Here is a 15,273-nt window from a genome sequence, read left to right on the forward strand (position 1 = left end):
CTGTTCCCTTGCCGCGTGTCCGCGCCTGCCCTGAAACGGCTTGTCTTTCGGGTTAGCGCATTCGGGGCGCGATGAAAAGACGCTCTGGACCTTCCGTGTCGCGTTGCCTATCTCGGATCACGTCGCAAGGAGAGGTGAATGATGGCCAGCGCAGCCTTTGAAGAGCTTGTCGAGGATTTCGAATTCCTCGAGGACTGGGAGGACCGCTATGCCCATGTGATCGAGCAGGGCAAGGCAATGGCGCCGCTCGACGCCGCGTTGAAGGTGCCGGCGACCAAGGTCGACGGCTGCGCCAGCCAGGTCTGGCTGCACCCGAAGATCGCGGACGGAGTGTTTTCCTTCGATGGCGATTCCGATGCCATGATCGTGCGCGGATTGATCGCGGTTTTGCGCAAGCTTTACAACGGCTTGCCGGTTGGAGCTGTACTGAAGGTGGACGCCCGCGCCGAGATGGGACGGTTGGGGCTCGACGAGCACCTGTCAGCCCAGCGGTCGAACGGTCTACGGGCGATGATCGAACGCATCCGCGAGACCGCCGCGGCGGCATGAAGCTTGGGGGCGCTGCCGCCAACCCCCAGGGATATCCTGGGCAAGAAGAAGAGGGTCAGAGTTTGGCCTGAGTGCCCAGGACGGTGGCGAGATCGCCGTAACCGGTGACACGGCGCTCGAAGGTCAGGCCCAGCCGGTCGGCGGCGTCCCGGGCTTTCTGCGTGATTGCCGGATCGTCGGTCTGGGCCAGGTAGACCAGTTTCTCGTAATGGCCGAAATAGGTGTCGCGCAGCTGCGGATGGCGGTCGAGGCCGAGCGGTCTCCAGACGAAGGCGTCGAACTGGCGGGCCAGGAAATCGGTCAGGTAGAAGGTCGTGATCTCGTCTTCACTTCGCTCGGCAAAGCTTTGGTTTCCTTCGAAAAAGCTGTAACAATGCGGACCTTCGATCAGCTCGACACCGAGCGCTTCGCAGTTGGCTTGGAGTCGGCCGCCGGTGCCGCAATCGGCGTAGGCGACGAAGACACGATCATAGCCTGCGCGGTGTTTTTCGATGGCTTCGACCACCCGGCCGGTGATCTTTTCCGGCGTGTTGTGCAGGATCGCGGGCAGGCATTGCAGGTCGATGTGGTCCCAGCCGTTGATCTCGATCAGGGCCAGGATTTCGCGCGCCAGCGCGCCGCAGGCAATGACGAGAATCCTACCCTGACCTTCGGGAGCGAGGCCGGTTTCCGTGAGGGTTTTATCGTCGAGTTTCACGGCCGGGGTCTGGACTAGTCGCCCTGGTCGCGCCGCAAGGCACGCAGAGCCAGTGACGCAAGCAAAACCAGCGGCAGGAGGGTACCGAGCGTGGCGCCGTTCAATTGGCCGGCGCGGGCCGCAAGAACAACCACCCAGATCGTGGCGCCGGCCGCGGCGATCACCAGCGACAGCAAAGTCAGATAGCGCAGCATGGTTCCTCCTTTGACCATCATTCAGTCTGGGTGCGGGCGCCGGAAAAGAAAAGGCCCCGCAAAGGCGGGGCCGGTCTGGTGTGTTCGAATGATCAGGCGGTGGCGCCCTGGTTGTGTTTGCGCGCGACGAGGGTCTTGGCGGTTTCCACGGCCACGGCGGCATCGCGGCAATAGGCGTCGGCGCCGATCGCCTTACCGAATTCCTCGTTCAGCGGCGCGCCGCCCACCAGCACGATCAGGTCGTCGCGCTTGCCGGTCTCGACCAGCGTGTCGATCACCACTTTCATGTAGGGCATCGTGGTGGTCAGCAGCGCCGACATGCCGAGGATGTCGGGTTCTTCCGACTCAAGCGCCTCCAGATAGGCCTCGACCGCGTTGTTGATGCCGAGATCGACCACTTCGAACCCGGCGCCTTCCATCATCATGCTGACAAGGTTCTTGCCGATGTCGTGAATGTCGCCCTTGACGGTGCCGATCACCATCTTGCCGACGCGCGGCGCACCGGTTTCGGCCAGAAGCGGCTTGAGGATGAACATGCCGCCCTTCATCGCGTTGGCCGCGAGCAGCACTTCGGGAACAAACAGGATGCCGTCGCGGAAATCGTCGCCGACGATTTTCATGCCGCCGACCAGCGCCTCGGTGAGGACCCGATAGGGCGCCCAGCCGCGCTCCAGCAGGATGTTTACGCTCTCTTCGATCTCTTCCTTGAGACCGTCATAGAGGTCGTCGAACATCTGCTGCACGAGTTCCTCGTCGTCGAGTTCGCTGAGGATGATGTCGTCGTCTTCCTCGGACATGGGCGCTTCCTTTGGCTGGGCGGGCCAGCGGCGGCCCGGTAACTGTTGTCCTGTGCCATGCTAATGCCAGATTGCCGCAGGGCGACTGTCCGAATTGCGACATTGGCCGGGCATTAGCCGACTTATGGCATGGATTTTACCGCCGGCGAACTGAAAATGATTCAATGCTGTCATGTGGTTCATTGTAAGTGTTCTTTTTTTGTTCTATTTTGCCGGCATGGAAATCGCCAAGGACGACAGAATAGCGCCGGAGCGGCGCCGGGCGCGGGGCGCAGTGAGCAATACCGGCGGCCGTTTCGAGGCGCAGACGCGCCAGGCGGCCTGCGATGGCTGGGACATCCCCGAGCCGCGCCCGGGGATCGAGACCGAGCTGCGGGTGGAATGGGCCAGATCGCTGATCACTTACAACCGCTCGCCGGACTTGCCGTTCGACCGCTCGATCAACCCCTACCGCGGCTGTGAGCATGGCTGCGTCTATTGCTTTGCGCGTCCCAGCCACGCCTATCTCGGGCTGTCGCCCGGGCTCGATTTCGAAACTCGGCTGGTTGCCAAGGCGAATGCGCCCGACGTGCTGCGGCGGGAGCTTTCGGCGCGGCACTACCGGCCCGCGCCGATCGCCATCGGCACCAACACCGACCCGTATCAACCTGTTGAACAGAAGCGTAAAATGATGCGGGCCTGTCTGAAAGTTCTGGCCGAGTTCCGACATCCGGTGGCGATCGTGACCAAGGGCACGATGATCGAACGAGACCTCGACATTCTGGCGCCAATGGCGCGTGACGGGCTGGTGCGGGTGGGCCTTTCGGTCACGACCCTGGATCCGGCCCTGGCAAGACGGATGGAACCGCGGGCACCGGTCCCGGCGCGGCGGCTGGCGACGATCCGGGCGCTGAGCCGGGCCGGGGTGCCAGTGCGGCTGATGGTGTCGCCGATCGTGCCGGGGCTGACCGATCACGAGATCGAGGCGATTCTGGCGGCCGGGCACGAGGCCGGTGCCAACGCCGCGAGCTGGATCATGTTGCGGTTACCGCTCGAAGTGTCCTCGCTGTGGCGGGAATGGCTCGAGGAACACTACCCGGCGCGCGCCGGCCGGGTGATGGCGCGGCTGCGCGAAATGCACGGCGGCAAGGATTACGACGCCCGCTGGGGCCATCGGATGCGGGGGCAGGGGCACTATGCCGAGATGACCGGTGCGCGGTTCCGGATGGCGGCCCGGCGGCTGGCGCTCGATGCCAGGCAGCCGGACCTGCGTTGCGATCTGTTCCGGGTGCCGAGCGACCAGATGACGTTGTTTTGACCTGCGCCGAAGCGTGCGGGGTGCTAGGCTGAGTTCATGATCGGACGTCTTGCCGCGGTTGTTGCTCTCGGCCTTGCCAACCCGGCAGGGGCGGAGGGGGTTTGCGTCGATCCCGGACCCTGGGAAGGCGCCGGTCCGGTGGTGTTCCAGGCAGTCGATGCTTTGGCACCGGAGTTTTTCGACCCGTCGGAGCCACCAACCGCCGCCGCCGTCGAACTTGAACCCGACATTCTGCAGACGGGTGGCGCGGGACTGGCCGGAACCGCCGTCGGCGCGCTGACAGTCGAGGGAACCGCGGTCTGCATCCGCCACCGCCCGGAATGGCTGGGCCTGCGCCTGGAGAATGGCGGCGACGCGCCTGCAGTGGCCCGAGTGGTCATCGCGACCGGGGACGGCGCGCTGACCGCGCGCTTGCCGGAGGTTGCCGGGGGCAAACATGTGTATGTTCTGTTGCGCGCCAGCCGCCCGATCGCCGGATTGCCGGCCTCGGCCTTCGAACTGATGTCGGCGAAATAGCGCCCAGCCACCGTCGCAAACGGTGAGCCAGATCGACTTTTTTCTTGTTTAGCGGTAGTTTGTGGTGTGAGCCACACGCTTTTTCGGCTCGCCGTGTATGAAGATTTTCTTTTACGAACAGCATATTAGACAAAGGAGGGCACATGTCCACTCTTCCCATGACAAGACTGGGGGCCGTCGGGGCCATCATGGCCGCAGCAACGCTGCTGCCGGATCCGGCCGGCGCCCGCTATGAGGCCAAGATGTACGCGATCACCGTCTGGAACGCAGGCTGCGCCGGGGGCACCCGCAACGCCTGGGACGACATGGTCGATGCCTGGTACGACGAAATCACCGACACCGGCTTTTCGTTGTTCGGCTGGTGCCTGTGGGGCCATTGCGGCGATGCGTTCTCGCGCGACGGCTCCTGGGTCAACGGCTCGATCGCCAACAGCTGGTTCGCCGACGCCAGCGTCGTGTCCTGGGGCAACGACACGCCGCGGCTCGACGATGGCGACGCGGTGATGATCGGCACCCATGGCGCCGACAGCGCGGGCGTCTGGAGCGGCACGATGCGGATCAACGAGGCCGGCGGCGGCGACTGTAACCTGCGCCGTGACGAGATGGAGATCGGCGACAGCGATCTCGAGTTTCTGCATCTGAGCTCGTGCAACTCGATGGACGACAACCAGTGGAGCAACTGGTGGCGGGCCTTCGGGCGGGCGCATCAGGTCGACGGGTTCCACGGCTTCATGTGGATCGGCACCGGGCTGATCTCGAACTATCGCAACTTCGCCGACGACGCGTTTTCCAGCGCCATCTCGGACGCCTGGCTGGACAACCACTATGTGCCCAACATCTCGGGCACGGATGACCAGTGCCCGGTGGCCTATGCCGTGGGGGCCAACCAGGCGGATGCGACCAACCGGCTGTTCAACGAACGCTATGACAACGTGTTCGCGGATCCCGGCTCGATCGGCTGGTGGCACGTCACCTATATCGCCGGCTGCGACCCGGCGAATGAAGGCGCATTGTGAGGGAGATGATGATGAAAACCTGGACAACCATACTCCCCGCCCTGGTCCTGTCGCTGGCGATCGGCCCGGCGCAGGCGCAGGACAAGCTCGAAGGTGAACGCCCGGCCCAGGCGGTCGAGGCGCTGGTCAAGCAGCTCGACGAGATCTTGCCGAGATGGGACGAAAGCATCCTGCAGCAACCCGAAACCGCGGACTGGACCGCCGATCTGACCCTGACGACTGTGATCCGCTCGCTGGGTGCGCGCGATCTGGCGGAGGTGGCGCAGAAAGCGCCCAATGGCGCCAGCTTCCTGCAAACCAAGGCCGAGGCGCTGCGGGTTGACCCGGCCCGCGGCTATGTGCGCTATGCCAACCGTGCGGCCGCGGTCGATCTCAGCCGCAAGGTGCCGCCCTTGCCCGAACCGCCCGAGGTGATGGAGCGGGGTATCGAGATTCTCTCGCGCCTCGGCCTGCCGCCCGGAGAATTTGCCAAGCCGCAGGTCGAAACCCAGATGGCGGCGGGCGGTTCGATCAAGGCCGAAAAACCCGAACGGGTCGATGAGGTCTATCGCCTGCTGGTGGTCGGCCGGGTGATCAACGACCTGCCGGTGTTCGGCTCGAACGCGCTGGTGGCCATGACTTCCAAGGCCGAGCTGCAGCGCCTGCGCACCCAGTGGCCGGTGTTCCGGATGGAACACAGCGACAAGCTGCTGGAGCGCGAAGTGGTGCTGCTGCAGTCGGCCGAGGTGCTGCTGGATCACGGGATCGCGGCGGGCGACGACCTGCGGGCGCAGCTGGGCTATGCCCCGGTCGCCGACGAGCCCGGCAGCGCCTATGTGCCGGTGGCGCTGATCGCCGGTGCGGTCGAGCCGACGCCGGTGATGATCTCGGTGCCGCTGGTCAGCCCGGGTGATTTCGACGAACGCTGATCGCTGGACTACGGAACAGAAAGCATCCGCCCGGTGGGGCGGGTGCCTTTGCCGTTTGTGGCAGGCGCGTCAGCCGCGACGCCGCCGCGTGCGGCGTTTCGGGGTCGTGTCTTCGCCGGTGCCATCGGCGGCCGAGGAAAACGGGCCGATCCGCGTGGTGATCTGATCGAGCGTCGGGCTCGGTCCTTTGGGCGTGTTTTCAAGCGCTTCGCGCATGGCCTTCAGGTGCTCGGGCATGGTGCCGCAGCAGCCGCCGATGATCCGTGCACCGCAATCGCGGGCGAGCACAGCGTATTCGGCCATCAGCGCCGGCGTGCCGTCGTAATGGATGTGGCCGTCGTGGTATTTCGGGATGCCGGCGTTGCCCTTGGCGATGATCGGGCGTTCGGACCCCTGCGCGACAAAGCCCAGCACGGTGCGCAACAGGTCCGAGGCGCCGACGCCGCAGTTTGCGCCGTAAGCCAGCGGCGGATTGGGCAGTTTCTCGACCATCGTCACCATGTCCGAGGAGGTCACGCCCATCATCGTCCGTCCGGCGGTGTCGAAGCTCATGGTGCCACACCACGGCATATCGACCAGGGCGAAGGCTTCCGCCGCGGCCTTGTACTCTTCCGGCGCCGAGATGGTTTCGAGCCAGAGCACATCGGCGCCGCCCTCCTTCAGCCCCTCGGCCTGTTCGTGGAAGATTTCGACCGCCAGCTCGTGGGTCAGGTTTCCCATCGGGGCCATGATTTCGCCGGTGGGGCCGACCGAGCCGGCGACAACCACCATCCGGCCCGCGGCATCGGCGACCTCGCGGCCGATTTCGGCCGAGATGCGGGACAGCTCGCGCGCCCGTTTCTCGGCGCCGTGCAGTTTCAGCCGCGCGGCGTTGCCGCCGAAGGAGTTGGTGAGGAAGATGTCGGACCCGGCCTCGACCGCGTTGCGGTAGAGGGTGGCGATCCGGTCGGGATGATCGACATTCCACATCTCGGGCGCGTCGCCCGACGAGAGCCCCATGTTGAACAGGTTGGTGCCGGTGGCGCCGTCGGCCATCAGCCAGTCACGGGTGTCGAGCATCTGGGCAAGGGTGTTGGTCATGGGGGCCGGATCTCTGAATCTACTGTGTCGCGTGTCCCTCTCATATCGGCGCCGCGGGTGCAATTCCGAAATCCTCAGCTTTTTCATGAGGCGGTGGAGTGGCGCATGGAGCGATGGCACCGGCCGCCATCGCCGGCAGCCCCCGGGGCCAACGCCGGGCGCGCCCGTTCAACGAGCACATCCGGAACCTGCCCCGCGTTTTGTTCGGCCGCCGCAGGACGGATCAGCGGGGCAGGGAGGCGTTTGTTCTTCGAGCAAACAAAAACGCGCCGTCCCGGTCAGGGCGGCGCGTTGTGCGAAAATGCTGGTCGGCCGGTCAGCCGGCTTCGTTCATCACCTGTTCCTTGGCTACCGGTGTCAGTTCCGCCAGCTTGGCGCGGATCGTGTCGGCATCGGCGATGTCGCCGAGATCGGCGGCAACCTTGCGGATTACGTCCTCGTGGCCGGCTTCCTCGAAATCGGCCTTGACCACCTCCAGAGCATAGGCATTGGCCGCGTCGCCGGTCTTGCCCAGCAGCTCAGCCGCCCAGAGACCGAGAAGCTTGTTGGCCCGGTTTGTGGCCTTGAACTTCATTTCCTCGTCGTGGGCGTATTTGTTTTCGAATGCGCTTTCGCGGTCGTCGAAGGTCGTCATTGGGCTTGTCTCCGCCGGGTGATTACGTTTGGTCCTGATATGCCCATCCGCAGGCCCAAGGGCAAGCCCCGTTTCGCCGGACGCGACAATGCTACCCGCCCGGCGCGCACGACATTGGCCCCTTTGCAAATTGGCCCCGTTGCAATAAGACGGCGCCAGGGACGGGACTCATCCCGGCCCAGATCCGAGGAGCCCCCATGGCACGGCGTAAGAAGATATACGAAGGCAAGGCGAAAACCCTGTTCGAAGGTCCGGAACCCGGCACCATCGTTCAGTATTTCAAGGACGACGCCACCGCCTTCAACGCCGAAAAGCGCGACGTGATCGAGGGCAAGGGCGTGCTCAACAACATGCTCTCGGAATACTTCATGACCGGGCTCAACAATATCGGCGTGCCCAACCACTTCATCCGGCGGCTCAACATGCGCGAGCAGCTGGTGCGGGCCTGTGAGATCATCCCGCTCGAGGTGATCGTGCGCAACTTCGCCGCCGGCAGCCTCAGCAAGCGGCTGGGGATCGACGAGGGCACGCCGCTGCCACGGCCGATCATCGAATACTGCTACAAGGACGACAAGCTGGGTGATCCTTTGGTCGCCGAAGAACATATCGCCGCCTTCGGCTGGGCCAGCCAGCAGGACATGGACGACATCGTCAGCCTGGCGCTCAGGGTGAATGATTTCCTCAGCGGCGTGATGTATGGTGTCGGCATCAAGCTGATCGACTTCAAGATCGAGGTCGGCCGGGTTTACGATGGCGATTTCCAGCGCCTGATCGTGGCCGACGAGATCAGCCCGGACAGCTGCCGGCTTTGGGATATCGCCACCGGCCAGAAGCTCGACAAGGACGTGTTCCGCCGCGATCTGGGGTCGTTGACCGACGCCTATTCGGAAGTGGCCAAGCGGCTGGGCGTCATGCCCAAGGGCGCGGTGCCGATGAAGCCGACGCTGATCAATTGATCCGCTCGGTGCCCGTGGTGCGGGCGGAGTTGAGGATTTTAGGCAAGATGAAGCAGGGGCGCCTGCGCAGGAAATCGGGGGACGGGCGATGAAAGCCAAGGTTTACGTGATGCTGAAACAGGGCGTGCTGGATCCGCAGGGCGAGGCGGTGAAACATGCGCTCGGCGCGCTCGGGTTCGACGGCGTGGAAGGCGTGCGCCAGGGCAAGGTGATCGAGCTCGATCTTGCCCCCGGCACCACCGAAGAAACCGTGAAAGAGATGTGCGAGAAGCTCTTGGCCAACACGGTGATCGAAAGCTACCGGATCGAGATCTGATGTTCCTGTTCAGCCAGCCCTTTCTCTGGACGGAGACGGCGGCGGGCGAGCGGATTGTGTCGTGGCGGGCCTGGGTGCTGCTTTGGGTGGTGCCGGCGCTGTTTGCCGTGGCGGCGCTGATCCTGCTGGCCGCGGCGTCATATCGGCAGCTCTCGACCGTTCCGGGCGAGGGCGAGGTGGTGCGGGTCTATGCCTGGGACGGTGAAACGATCTTCGATCGCGGCAGTATCAATTACAGCCCGGTGTTCCGCTATGAATTCGCGCCGGGCGACGTCACCGAGGCCACCAGCGGAATGTCGCACCCGGGGTGGAATTTCGAGATCGGCTCGCGCCACGCGATCCGCTACAATCCGAGGCGCAAGACCGACGTGGTGCTGCCCGGGGCGCATAACTGGGCGCCGGCGGCGGTGATTGCCGCGCTCGCGCTGCTGACCGGGCTGCCGGCAATCTGGGGTCATCGCCGGTTGCGGCGCTGGCAACGGGGAGGAAAGCGATGAAGGCAGCACAGCTTACCGGGTGGCGCAATCCGCTGGAGATTGTCGATCTGCCCGATCCGAGGCCGGGAAAGGGCGGCGTCGTGCTCCGGGTGCTGGCATGCGGGGTGTGCCGGTCGGATTGGCACGCCTGGGTCGGGGCCGACCCGGACGTGATCCTGCCACATGTGCCGGGCCACGAATTCTGCGGCGAGGTGGTGGCGGTGGGGCCGGGGGTGACGCGCTGGACCCCGGGCGACCGGGTGATCGCGCCTTTCATCCTGGCTTGCGGGGGGTGCCCCGACTGCGCCGCCGGCAACCAGACGATCTGCGCCCACCAACAGGTGCCGGGCTTCACCATTCCGGGCGCCTTCGCCGAGCTGATCGCGGTGCCGCATGCCGATCACAACCTGACCGCGCTGCCCGAGGCCATTGCGCCGGCGCTGGCCGCCGGGCTGGGCTGCCGTGTCACCACGGCCTGGCACGCGTTGACGGGCCGGGCTGCACTGCGCGCCGGGGAATGGCTGGCGGTGTTCGGCGGCGGCGGCGTCGGCACCGCCGCGTTGCTGTTGGGCCGGGCGCTCGGCGCGCGGGTCGTGGTGGTCGACGTGGTGCCCGCGAAGCTGGACTACGCCCGGTCGCTCGGAGCCGATGCGGTGGTCAACGCCGCCGACACCGATGCCGCAGAGGCGGTACGCGAGATCACCGGCGGCGGGGCCGACCTCGCCGTGGAGGCGCTGGGTATCGAGACCAACGTGGTGGGGGCGCTGAACTCGCTGCGCAAGCTGGGGCGGATGGTGATGGTCGGCATGCCGGCCGGAGACCACGTGTCCATGCGCCTGCCGATGGATGCGGTCTATTCCGGCCAATTGGCGTTTTTCGGCACCCGCGGCATGCCGGCGTGGCGCTATCCCAGCCTTTTGTCCCTGATCGAGGGCGGGCTGGTTGATTTGTCGCCGCTGGTGACACGGCAGATCCGGCTGTCGGACGCGACACGGGAACTGGCCGCTTTCGACGCGCCGGCGCCACCGGGGGTGGCGGTGATCACCGATTTCACGACGTAACCAACGCACCCGGCGGCCGCCTGTTCCGGTCGGTCAACCGGGAGACCATACAACGAGGATGTGATCATGCGGCGGTATTCCGGCGGCTGCCTTTGCGGCAATGTGCGTATCACGGCGTCGGGGGAGCCCGACAGGGTGGGGCTGTGCCATTGCCTGGATTGCCGCAAGCATCACGGCGCGCTGTTCCATGCTTCGGCGGTGTTTGCCGACAGCGCGGTGGAGATAGACGGCGACACGCGCGCCTATGCGGGACGCGAGTTCTGTCCGCGTTGCGGGTCTCCGGTCCTGGGCCGCAGCGGCGATGAGATCGAGGTCAATCTGGGCATACTCGATGCGCCGGATCAGTTCGTGCCGACCTACGAGCTCTGGACGATCCGGCGCGAGGCCTGGTTGCCACCGTTTCCGGGCGTCAAGAGGTATGCGCACGATCGCGACGCGACGGGGCGCTCGGAGCCGTAGGGCAAGGCGCGTCGGCAGGGTTGCCTTGGGGCGGGGCTGAGCCTATCAAGGCGCCACGGACCCGCCGCTGGACAAGGAGCAGATTCCATGCACGCCGCCGTCATCGTTTTCCCGGGATCGAACTGTGACCGCGACCTGGCCGTGGCCTTCGAGCATGCCGGCGCAAAGGTCTCGATGGTCTGGCACAAGGATGCCGACCTGCCCGATGGCGTCGACGTGGTGGGCATTCCTGGCGGCTTTTCCTTCGGCGATTACCTGCGTTGCGGCGCGATCGCGGCCAATTCGCCGATCACCCGCTCGGTGATCAACCATGTCGAACGCGGCGGCTATGCGCTCGGCATCTGCAATGGCTTCCAGGTGTTGACCGAGACCGGCCTGCTGCCCGGGGCGCTGCGGCGCAATGCCAATCTCAAGTTCCTCTGCAAGAGCGTAGATCTGCGGGTCGAGGACTGTGACACGCCCTATCTCAAGGGCTATGAGCCGGGCCAGGTGATTTCGATTCCGATCGCGCATCACGACGGCAACTACTTCGTGGACGACGACAAGCTGAAACAGTTGCGCGACGAAGGGCGGATCGCCTTCACCTATGTCGACAATCCCAACGGCTCGGTTGCCGACATTGCCGGGGTGGTCAGCCGCAACCGTCGGGTGCTGGGAATGATGCCGCATCCCGAACGCGCCGCCGAGCCAGCCCATGGCGGCACCGATGGCAAGGCGATGTTCGACGGGTTGCTGCGCGAGATGGCGCTGGCCTGAGCCGGGCGCCGGTCAGCCCGGTTTCAGCAGCGCGTCCAGCTGGTCACGAACGTCATCATCAGGTTCGTCGCGGGTGGCCTGGCGCAGCAGCGGCACGGCATCGGGCGGCCAGTCGGATTTGTCCCACGCCGTCAGCGCCCGGACGGCCATATTGCGGTTGCGGATCACCGGGCTGCGCAAGGCGGCCCGGATCAGCGGCCATCCCTTGCCGGGAAAGCGCTGCAGCTCCTGAACGATGAAATCGAGCGCCTGAAACCGATGCCAGTCCGGCCCGAGGCCGGTCAGCAGATCGGGCCCGGTGGCCAGCGCGTCGAGCGGCAGCCGGTCGATTGCGAGGTCAAGCACCCGGCCGATCCGGTCGGGGTCGTTGGTTTGCATCAGATCGTACCAGTGGTCCTGGGTGTCGGTCTCGCGCGCCTGGCGATCGAAGGCGAAGGGCCAGGGATCGATGCCGATCGCTGGCGCAAGTTTCTGAGCCATCCAGAACAGGCCGCCTTCGCCGTCACGCAGAGCGGTCAGCGTCAGATCGGCAAGCTCGCTGCGGGCGAGATAGGCCGCGGCATGGCGTTCGATGTCGGTGCTGTCAGTGGTGGACCAGACCGGCGGCGCGTCATCCGACGGCGCGGTGGTGCGGCGGGCGCAGCCAAGCAGGGCGACGGCGGCGAGGCCGCGGTCGAGCGTCGGCGGACGACCGGCAACAAGCTCCAGCCAGAGCCGGGCGGCAGCGGCGCCATCGGCGTAGTCGGCCATGTCTTCCGCCGGTCCGCCGGCGACGAGAGCGACGAAAATCCCCGCCGCACCGTCGAGCAGGGCGTCATCGGCTTCGGCGCCCGGCGCCGCAAGCTGGTCGAGCAGGCGGCCATCGGTGGCGGCGGTATAGGCCAGGTATTCGTCCATCACCGTGTTGCGGAAACCCTCGCGCACCAGCCAGTGGCGGAAGTCGGACCCGGCGTCGGCGGCCAGACGGGAGACCAGGTCGATCCGGCCCCAGCCCTCGACGGCGCGGGCAAGCGTTTCGAGCCGGTCCCGGGCAGTGTCTTCGGGCAGGGCGTTCGACACCGCCACGGCGGCGTATTTAGTGAATTCTTCGTGCCGGCCGAACAGCATGAAGAGCGGCTCGAACCTGTCGCTGTCGAGCATGCCCAGCATCGCGAGGGCGAATTTGACCGGTTCACGGTCGGGAGCCTGCCGTACGAGCCAGTCGAAAAACGCTGCAAACCGATCCGCCGGGGGCGGCTCGGCGCTGAGCTGCTCGATGGCCGGATCGACGATGGTGATCGCCCCGTCCAGAAGCAGGTCATAAAGCGTGGCGATCGCGCGCGCATCGGGCCGGCGCAGGACCGTGCGCAGCGCGTTGACCGCCGTGACCGCGTCAGTGACGTCATCGCTGCCGAAAAGATTGTCGAACGCGCCGGGAGCAAAGCGGAAGCTGCGGCCGGCATTGGCGGCCTCGGAGTCGGGAAGATCTTCGCGGTTCGGATCGACACCCCGGGCCTCGAGCGCCTTGAGATGATCATGAATCGACTGCCGGTCCGGCGCCCACGGGGCCGGAAAGTCGCCGGTTTGCCAGGTGCGACCGGAGATGAGAAAGGGAAGCAGGGCCATGGCGTGACTTTGCCGGTCGCGGCACGGCGCCGCAAGCTTTGCGTGGTCGGCGGGAACCGGCTGAGCCAATGGTCGAATTGGCGGAATACCGGCGACGAGAAACCCTGTTGCCAGCCATTGCTTGAGCGCGTCCGCCGCAGGGCGTAGAAAGACGTCATGGCACGTGCTGGAAAACCGATGCCGAGACGGCAGGAGCGCGCCCGCACCATCGGATGGCGGACGCGGCTGGCGCTGATCTTCCTGATCGTTATCGCCACGGTGACCGTGATCACGACCAACCGGTACCTGACCAACCGCTTCACCGAAACCACCCGCAACCGGGCCGAGCTGCGGCTGGCGCTGCATTCCGGCAACCTGATCAGCGAGCTCAGGCGCAATTCCATCGTGCCGCAGCTGCTGTCGCGCGACCCGGCGTTGATCGGGGCGCTGAATTCAGGTGATTTCAGCCAGTCGACCCAGCGGCTTTTGTCGTTTGTCGAGGAAATCGGGGCGGCGTCGCTGATGCTGCTCGATTCCGACGGGCGCACCGTGGCGGCGACCGACCGCAACAGGATCGGCGAAAACCATCGGGCGCAACCCTATTTCGTCGACTCGTTGCGCTCGAACCAGACGGTGTTCACCGTGTCGGAGCGCGAGTCCGGCGGCTATCGCTTCACCTATGCCCGCAAGATCGACTGGCAGGCGGAAAACCTGGGCGTGATCGCCGTCGAGGTCGACCTCAACAAATTCGAACGCGCCTGGGCAGGGTTCTCGGCGGCAGTTCTGGTGACCGATTCGACCGGCAAGATCATCCTGGCGACCGAGCCGCGCTGGCGCGGGCTGACCGAGGCCGAGGCGTTGCATCGCGAGCCGGTGTCGAGCGCCATCGAGCGCGCCATCCGCGCCACCGCCGACTGGACCGCGCTGCCAGCCGATGCCTATGTCCAGGGCGAGGCGGTGATGCGGATCGAGGGGAAGGTCCCGTTTCGCGGCTGGCGCATCGCCAGCTTCACCACCTATGCCAGCGTGCGCGAGAGGGTAAACGGCGTGCTGGCGCTGGAGATCATGGGATTCGCCATCCTGCTGGCGTTGGCCTTCTATTTCCTCAGCCGCAAGACAGCGCTTCGAATGGCCTTGTTCCAGCGCGAATCGGCAGAACTTCGCGCACTGAACGAACGGCTCCAGCGGGAAATTGCCGAGCGTGAGAAGATGCAGGGCCAGCTTGAGGTTGCCGAGCAGACGTTGGCGCAAAGCTCGAAGCTGGCCGCTCTGGGGGAAATGTCTGCCGCTGTCAGCCACGAGCTCAACCAGCCGCTGGCGGCGATGAAAACCTATCTGGCCGGGGCCGGGCTGCTCTTGCGCCGCAACCGGCCCGACGAGGCACTGGCGAGCTTCGCCCGGATTGACGACCTGATCGAGCGGATGGGGGCGATCACCCGGCAGCTGAAGTCTTACGCGCGCAAAGGCGGTGAGTCTCTGGCCCCTGTAAATATGGGCGATGCGCTTGTTTCGGCGCTCAGCATGATGGAGCCGCAGCTCAAGCGCCGCAAGGTTCAGATCACCCGCGGCATCCCCGAGCGTCCGGTGATGGTGATGGGCGACCGGGTGCGGATCGAGCAGGTGATGGTCAACCTGCTGCGCAACGCCCTCGACGCCACGCAGGGCGTGGACGACCCTCAGATCGACATCCTGTTGTCGGCGGGCGAAACGGCGACGCTGACGGTGCGCGACAACGGCCACGGGATCGAGGATCTCGACACCCTGTTCGAGCCCTTCTACACCACCAAGCAGCCCGGCGAGGGCGTCGGCCTGGGGCTTGCGATTTCGTCGGGCATCGTCAACGACTTGGGCGGGCGGCTGACCGCGCGCAACGCGGCCGCCGGGGGGGCTGTATTTGAGATGCAGCTTCCTATTTTGGAAGAGGAAGAAACGCAGGCCGCGGAATAGGCCGGCGCAGAATTGGCATCGGAGGATAGC

At 65.6% G+C, this 15,273-nt stretch carries 18 protein-coding genes; 12 read left to right on the plus strand and 6 right to left on the minus strand.

Translation table 11 applies throughout. The features are described from left to right. The first annotated feature begins 141 nt into the window (after positions 1-141). Positions 142-549, plus strand: a complete 408-nt coding sequence (locus NO357_RS00885; RefSeq protein ID WP_306734750.1) for a SufE family protein — start codon at positions 142-144, stop codon at positions 547-549. 55 nt (positions 550-604) lie between these two features. Here the strand turns inward: NO357_RS00885 and NO357_RS00890 are convergent, their stop codons facing one another. From NO357_RS00890 to NO357_RS00900, 3 genes are all read right to left on the minus strand, one after another. Further along, positions 605-1,246, minus strand: a complete 642-nt coding sequence (locus NO357_RS00890; protein WP_306733721.1) for a DUF1638 domain-containing protein — start codon at positions 1,244-1,246, stop codon at positions 605-607. A 14-nt stretch (positions 1,247-1,260) separates the two neighbouring features. Continuing rightward, entirely contained in the window at positions 1,261-1,440 is a 180-nt protein-coding gene (locus NO357_RS00895) for a hypothetical protein (protein ID WP_306733722.1), read from the minus strand. A gap of 92 nt (positions 1,441-1,532) precedes the next feature. After that, positions 1,533-2,237, minus strand: a complete 705-nt coding sequence (locus NO357_RS00900; RefSeq protein WP_306733723.1) for a cobalamin B12-binding domain-containing protein — start codon at positions 2,235-2,237, stop codon at positions 1,533-1,535. A 217-nt stretch (positions 2,238-2,454) separates the two neighbouring features. Between NO357_RS00900 and NO357_RS00905 the strand changes: the two genes are divergently transcribed. The 4 genes from NO357_RS00905 (at position 2,455) to NO357_RS00920 (ending at position 5,974) form a co-directional block, all read left to right on the plus strand. Beyond that, entirely contained in the window at positions 2,455-3,534 is a 1,080-nt protein-coding gene (locus NO357_RS00905) for a PA0069 family radical SAM protein (RefSeq protein WP_306734751.1), read from the plus strand. A gap of 36 nt (positions 3,535-3,570) precedes the next feature. Further along, complete coding sequence (locus tag NO357_RS00910) at positions 3,571-4,050, plus strand: hypothetical protein (RefSeq protein WP_306733724.1); 480 nt, start codon at positions 3,571-3,573, stop codon at positions 4,048-4,050. 143 nt (positions 4,051-4,193) lie between these two features. Then, on the plus strand, positions 4,194-5,066 hold the full coding sequence (locus NO357_RS00915) for a DUF6345 domain-containing protein (protein ID WP_306733725.1): 873 nt from the start codon (positions 4,194-4,196) through the stop codon (positions 5,064-5,066). 11 nt (positions 5,067-5,077) lie between these two features. Beyond that, on the plus strand, positions 5,078-5,974 hold the full coding sequence (locus tag NO357_RS00920) for a hypothetical protein (protein WP_306733726.1): 897 nt from the start codon (positions 5,078-5,080) through the stop codon (positions 5,972-5,974). A gap of 69 nt (positions 5,975-6,043) precedes the next feature. On the opposite strand, the gene bmt is transcribed toward NO357_RS00920, so the two are convergent. Continuing rightward, complete coding sequence (gene bmt, locus NO357_RS00925; protein WP_306733727.1) at positions 6,044-7,054, minus strand: betaine--homocysteine S-methyltransferase; 1,011 nt, start codon at positions 7,052-7,054, stop codon at positions 6,044-6,046. A 316-nt stretch (positions 7,055-7,370) separates the two neighbouring features. Continuing rightward, entirely contained in the window at positions 7,371-7,688 is a 318-nt protein-coding gene (locus NO357_RS00930) for a DUF1476 domain-containing protein (protein WP_306733728.1), read from the minus strand. 197 nt (positions 7,689-7,885) lie between these two features. Between NO357_RS00930 and purC the strand changes: the two genes are divergently transcribed. The 6 genes from purC (at position 7,886) to purQ (ending at position 11,712) form a co-directional block, all read left to right on the plus strand. After that, positions 7,886-8,644 (plus strand): phosphoribosylaminoimidazolesuccinocarboxamide synthase, encoded by a 759-nt coding sequence (gene purC, locus NO357_RS00935; RefSeq protein WP_306733729.1) that lies wholly within the window; start codon positions 7,886-7,888, stop codon positions 8,642-8,644. An 88-nt stretch (positions 8,645-8,732) separates the two neighbouring features. After that, the gene (gene purS / locus NO357_RS00940) at positions 8,733-8,960 is read left to right on the plus strand and encodes a phosphoribosylformylglycinamidine synthase subunit PurS (RefSeq protein WP_306733730.1); all 228 of its coding nucleotides are present in this window, start codon (positions 8,733-8,735) and stop codon (positions 8,958-8,960) included. Then, positions 8,960-9,457, plus strand: coding sequence for a DUF3592 domain-containing protein (locus NO357_RS00945; protein WP_306733731.1), 498 nt, complete (start codon positions 8,960-8,962; stop codon positions 9,455-9,457). Before purS ends, NO357_RS00945 begins: the two co-directional genes overlap by 1 nt. Continuing rightward, positions 9,454-10,497, plus strand: a complete 1,044-nt coding sequence (locus NO357_RS00950; RefSeq protein WP_306733732.1) for a zinc-dependent alcohol dehydrogenase family protein — start codon at positions 9,454-9,456, stop codon at positions 10,495-10,497. Before NO357_RS00945 ends, NO357_RS00950 begins: the two co-directional genes overlap by 4 nt. Positions 10,498-10,563: 66 nt before the next feature. Further along, positions 10,564-10,956 carry a GFA family protein gene (locus NO357_RS00955; protein WP_306733733.1) on the plus strand — a complete coding sequence of 131 codons (393 nt, stop codon included), beginning with the start codon at positions 10,564-10,566 and terminating at the stop codon, positions 10,954-10,956. 87 nt (positions 10,957-11,043) lie between these two features. Next, the gene (gene purQ / locus NO357_RS00960; protein WP_306733734.1) at positions 11,044-11,712 is read left to right on the plus strand and encodes a phosphoribosylformylglycinamidine synthase subunit PurQ; all 669 of its coding nucleotides are present in this window, start codon (positions 11,044-11,046) and stop codon (positions 11,710-11,712) included. A 12-nt stretch (positions 11,713-11,724) separates the two neighbouring features. Here purQ and NO357_RS00965 read toward each other — a convergent pair whose 3' ends face one another. After that, entirely contained in the window at positions 11,725-13,317 is a 1,593-nt protein-coding gene (locus tag NO357_RS00965; protein ID WP_306733735.1) for a hypothetical protein, read from the minus strand. A gap of 156 nt (positions 13,318-13,473) precedes the next feature. Here NO357_RS00965 and NO357_RS00970 point away from each other — a divergent pair, with 156 nt between their 5' ends. Further along, on the plus strand, positions 13,474-15,243 hold the full coding sequence (locus NO357_RS00970) for a sensor histidine kinase (RefSeq protein ID WP_306733736.1): 1,770 nt from the start codon (positions 13,474-13,476) through the stop codon (positions 15,241-15,243). The last annotated feature ends 30 nt before the right edge of the window (positions 15,244-15,273 follow it).

Origin of the sequence: Marimonas arenosa (genome assembly GCF_030848945.1) — a bacterium.
GTDB lineage: Bacteria > Pseudomonadota > Alphaproteobacteria > Rhodobacterales > Rhodobacteraceae > Marimonas > Marimonas arenosa.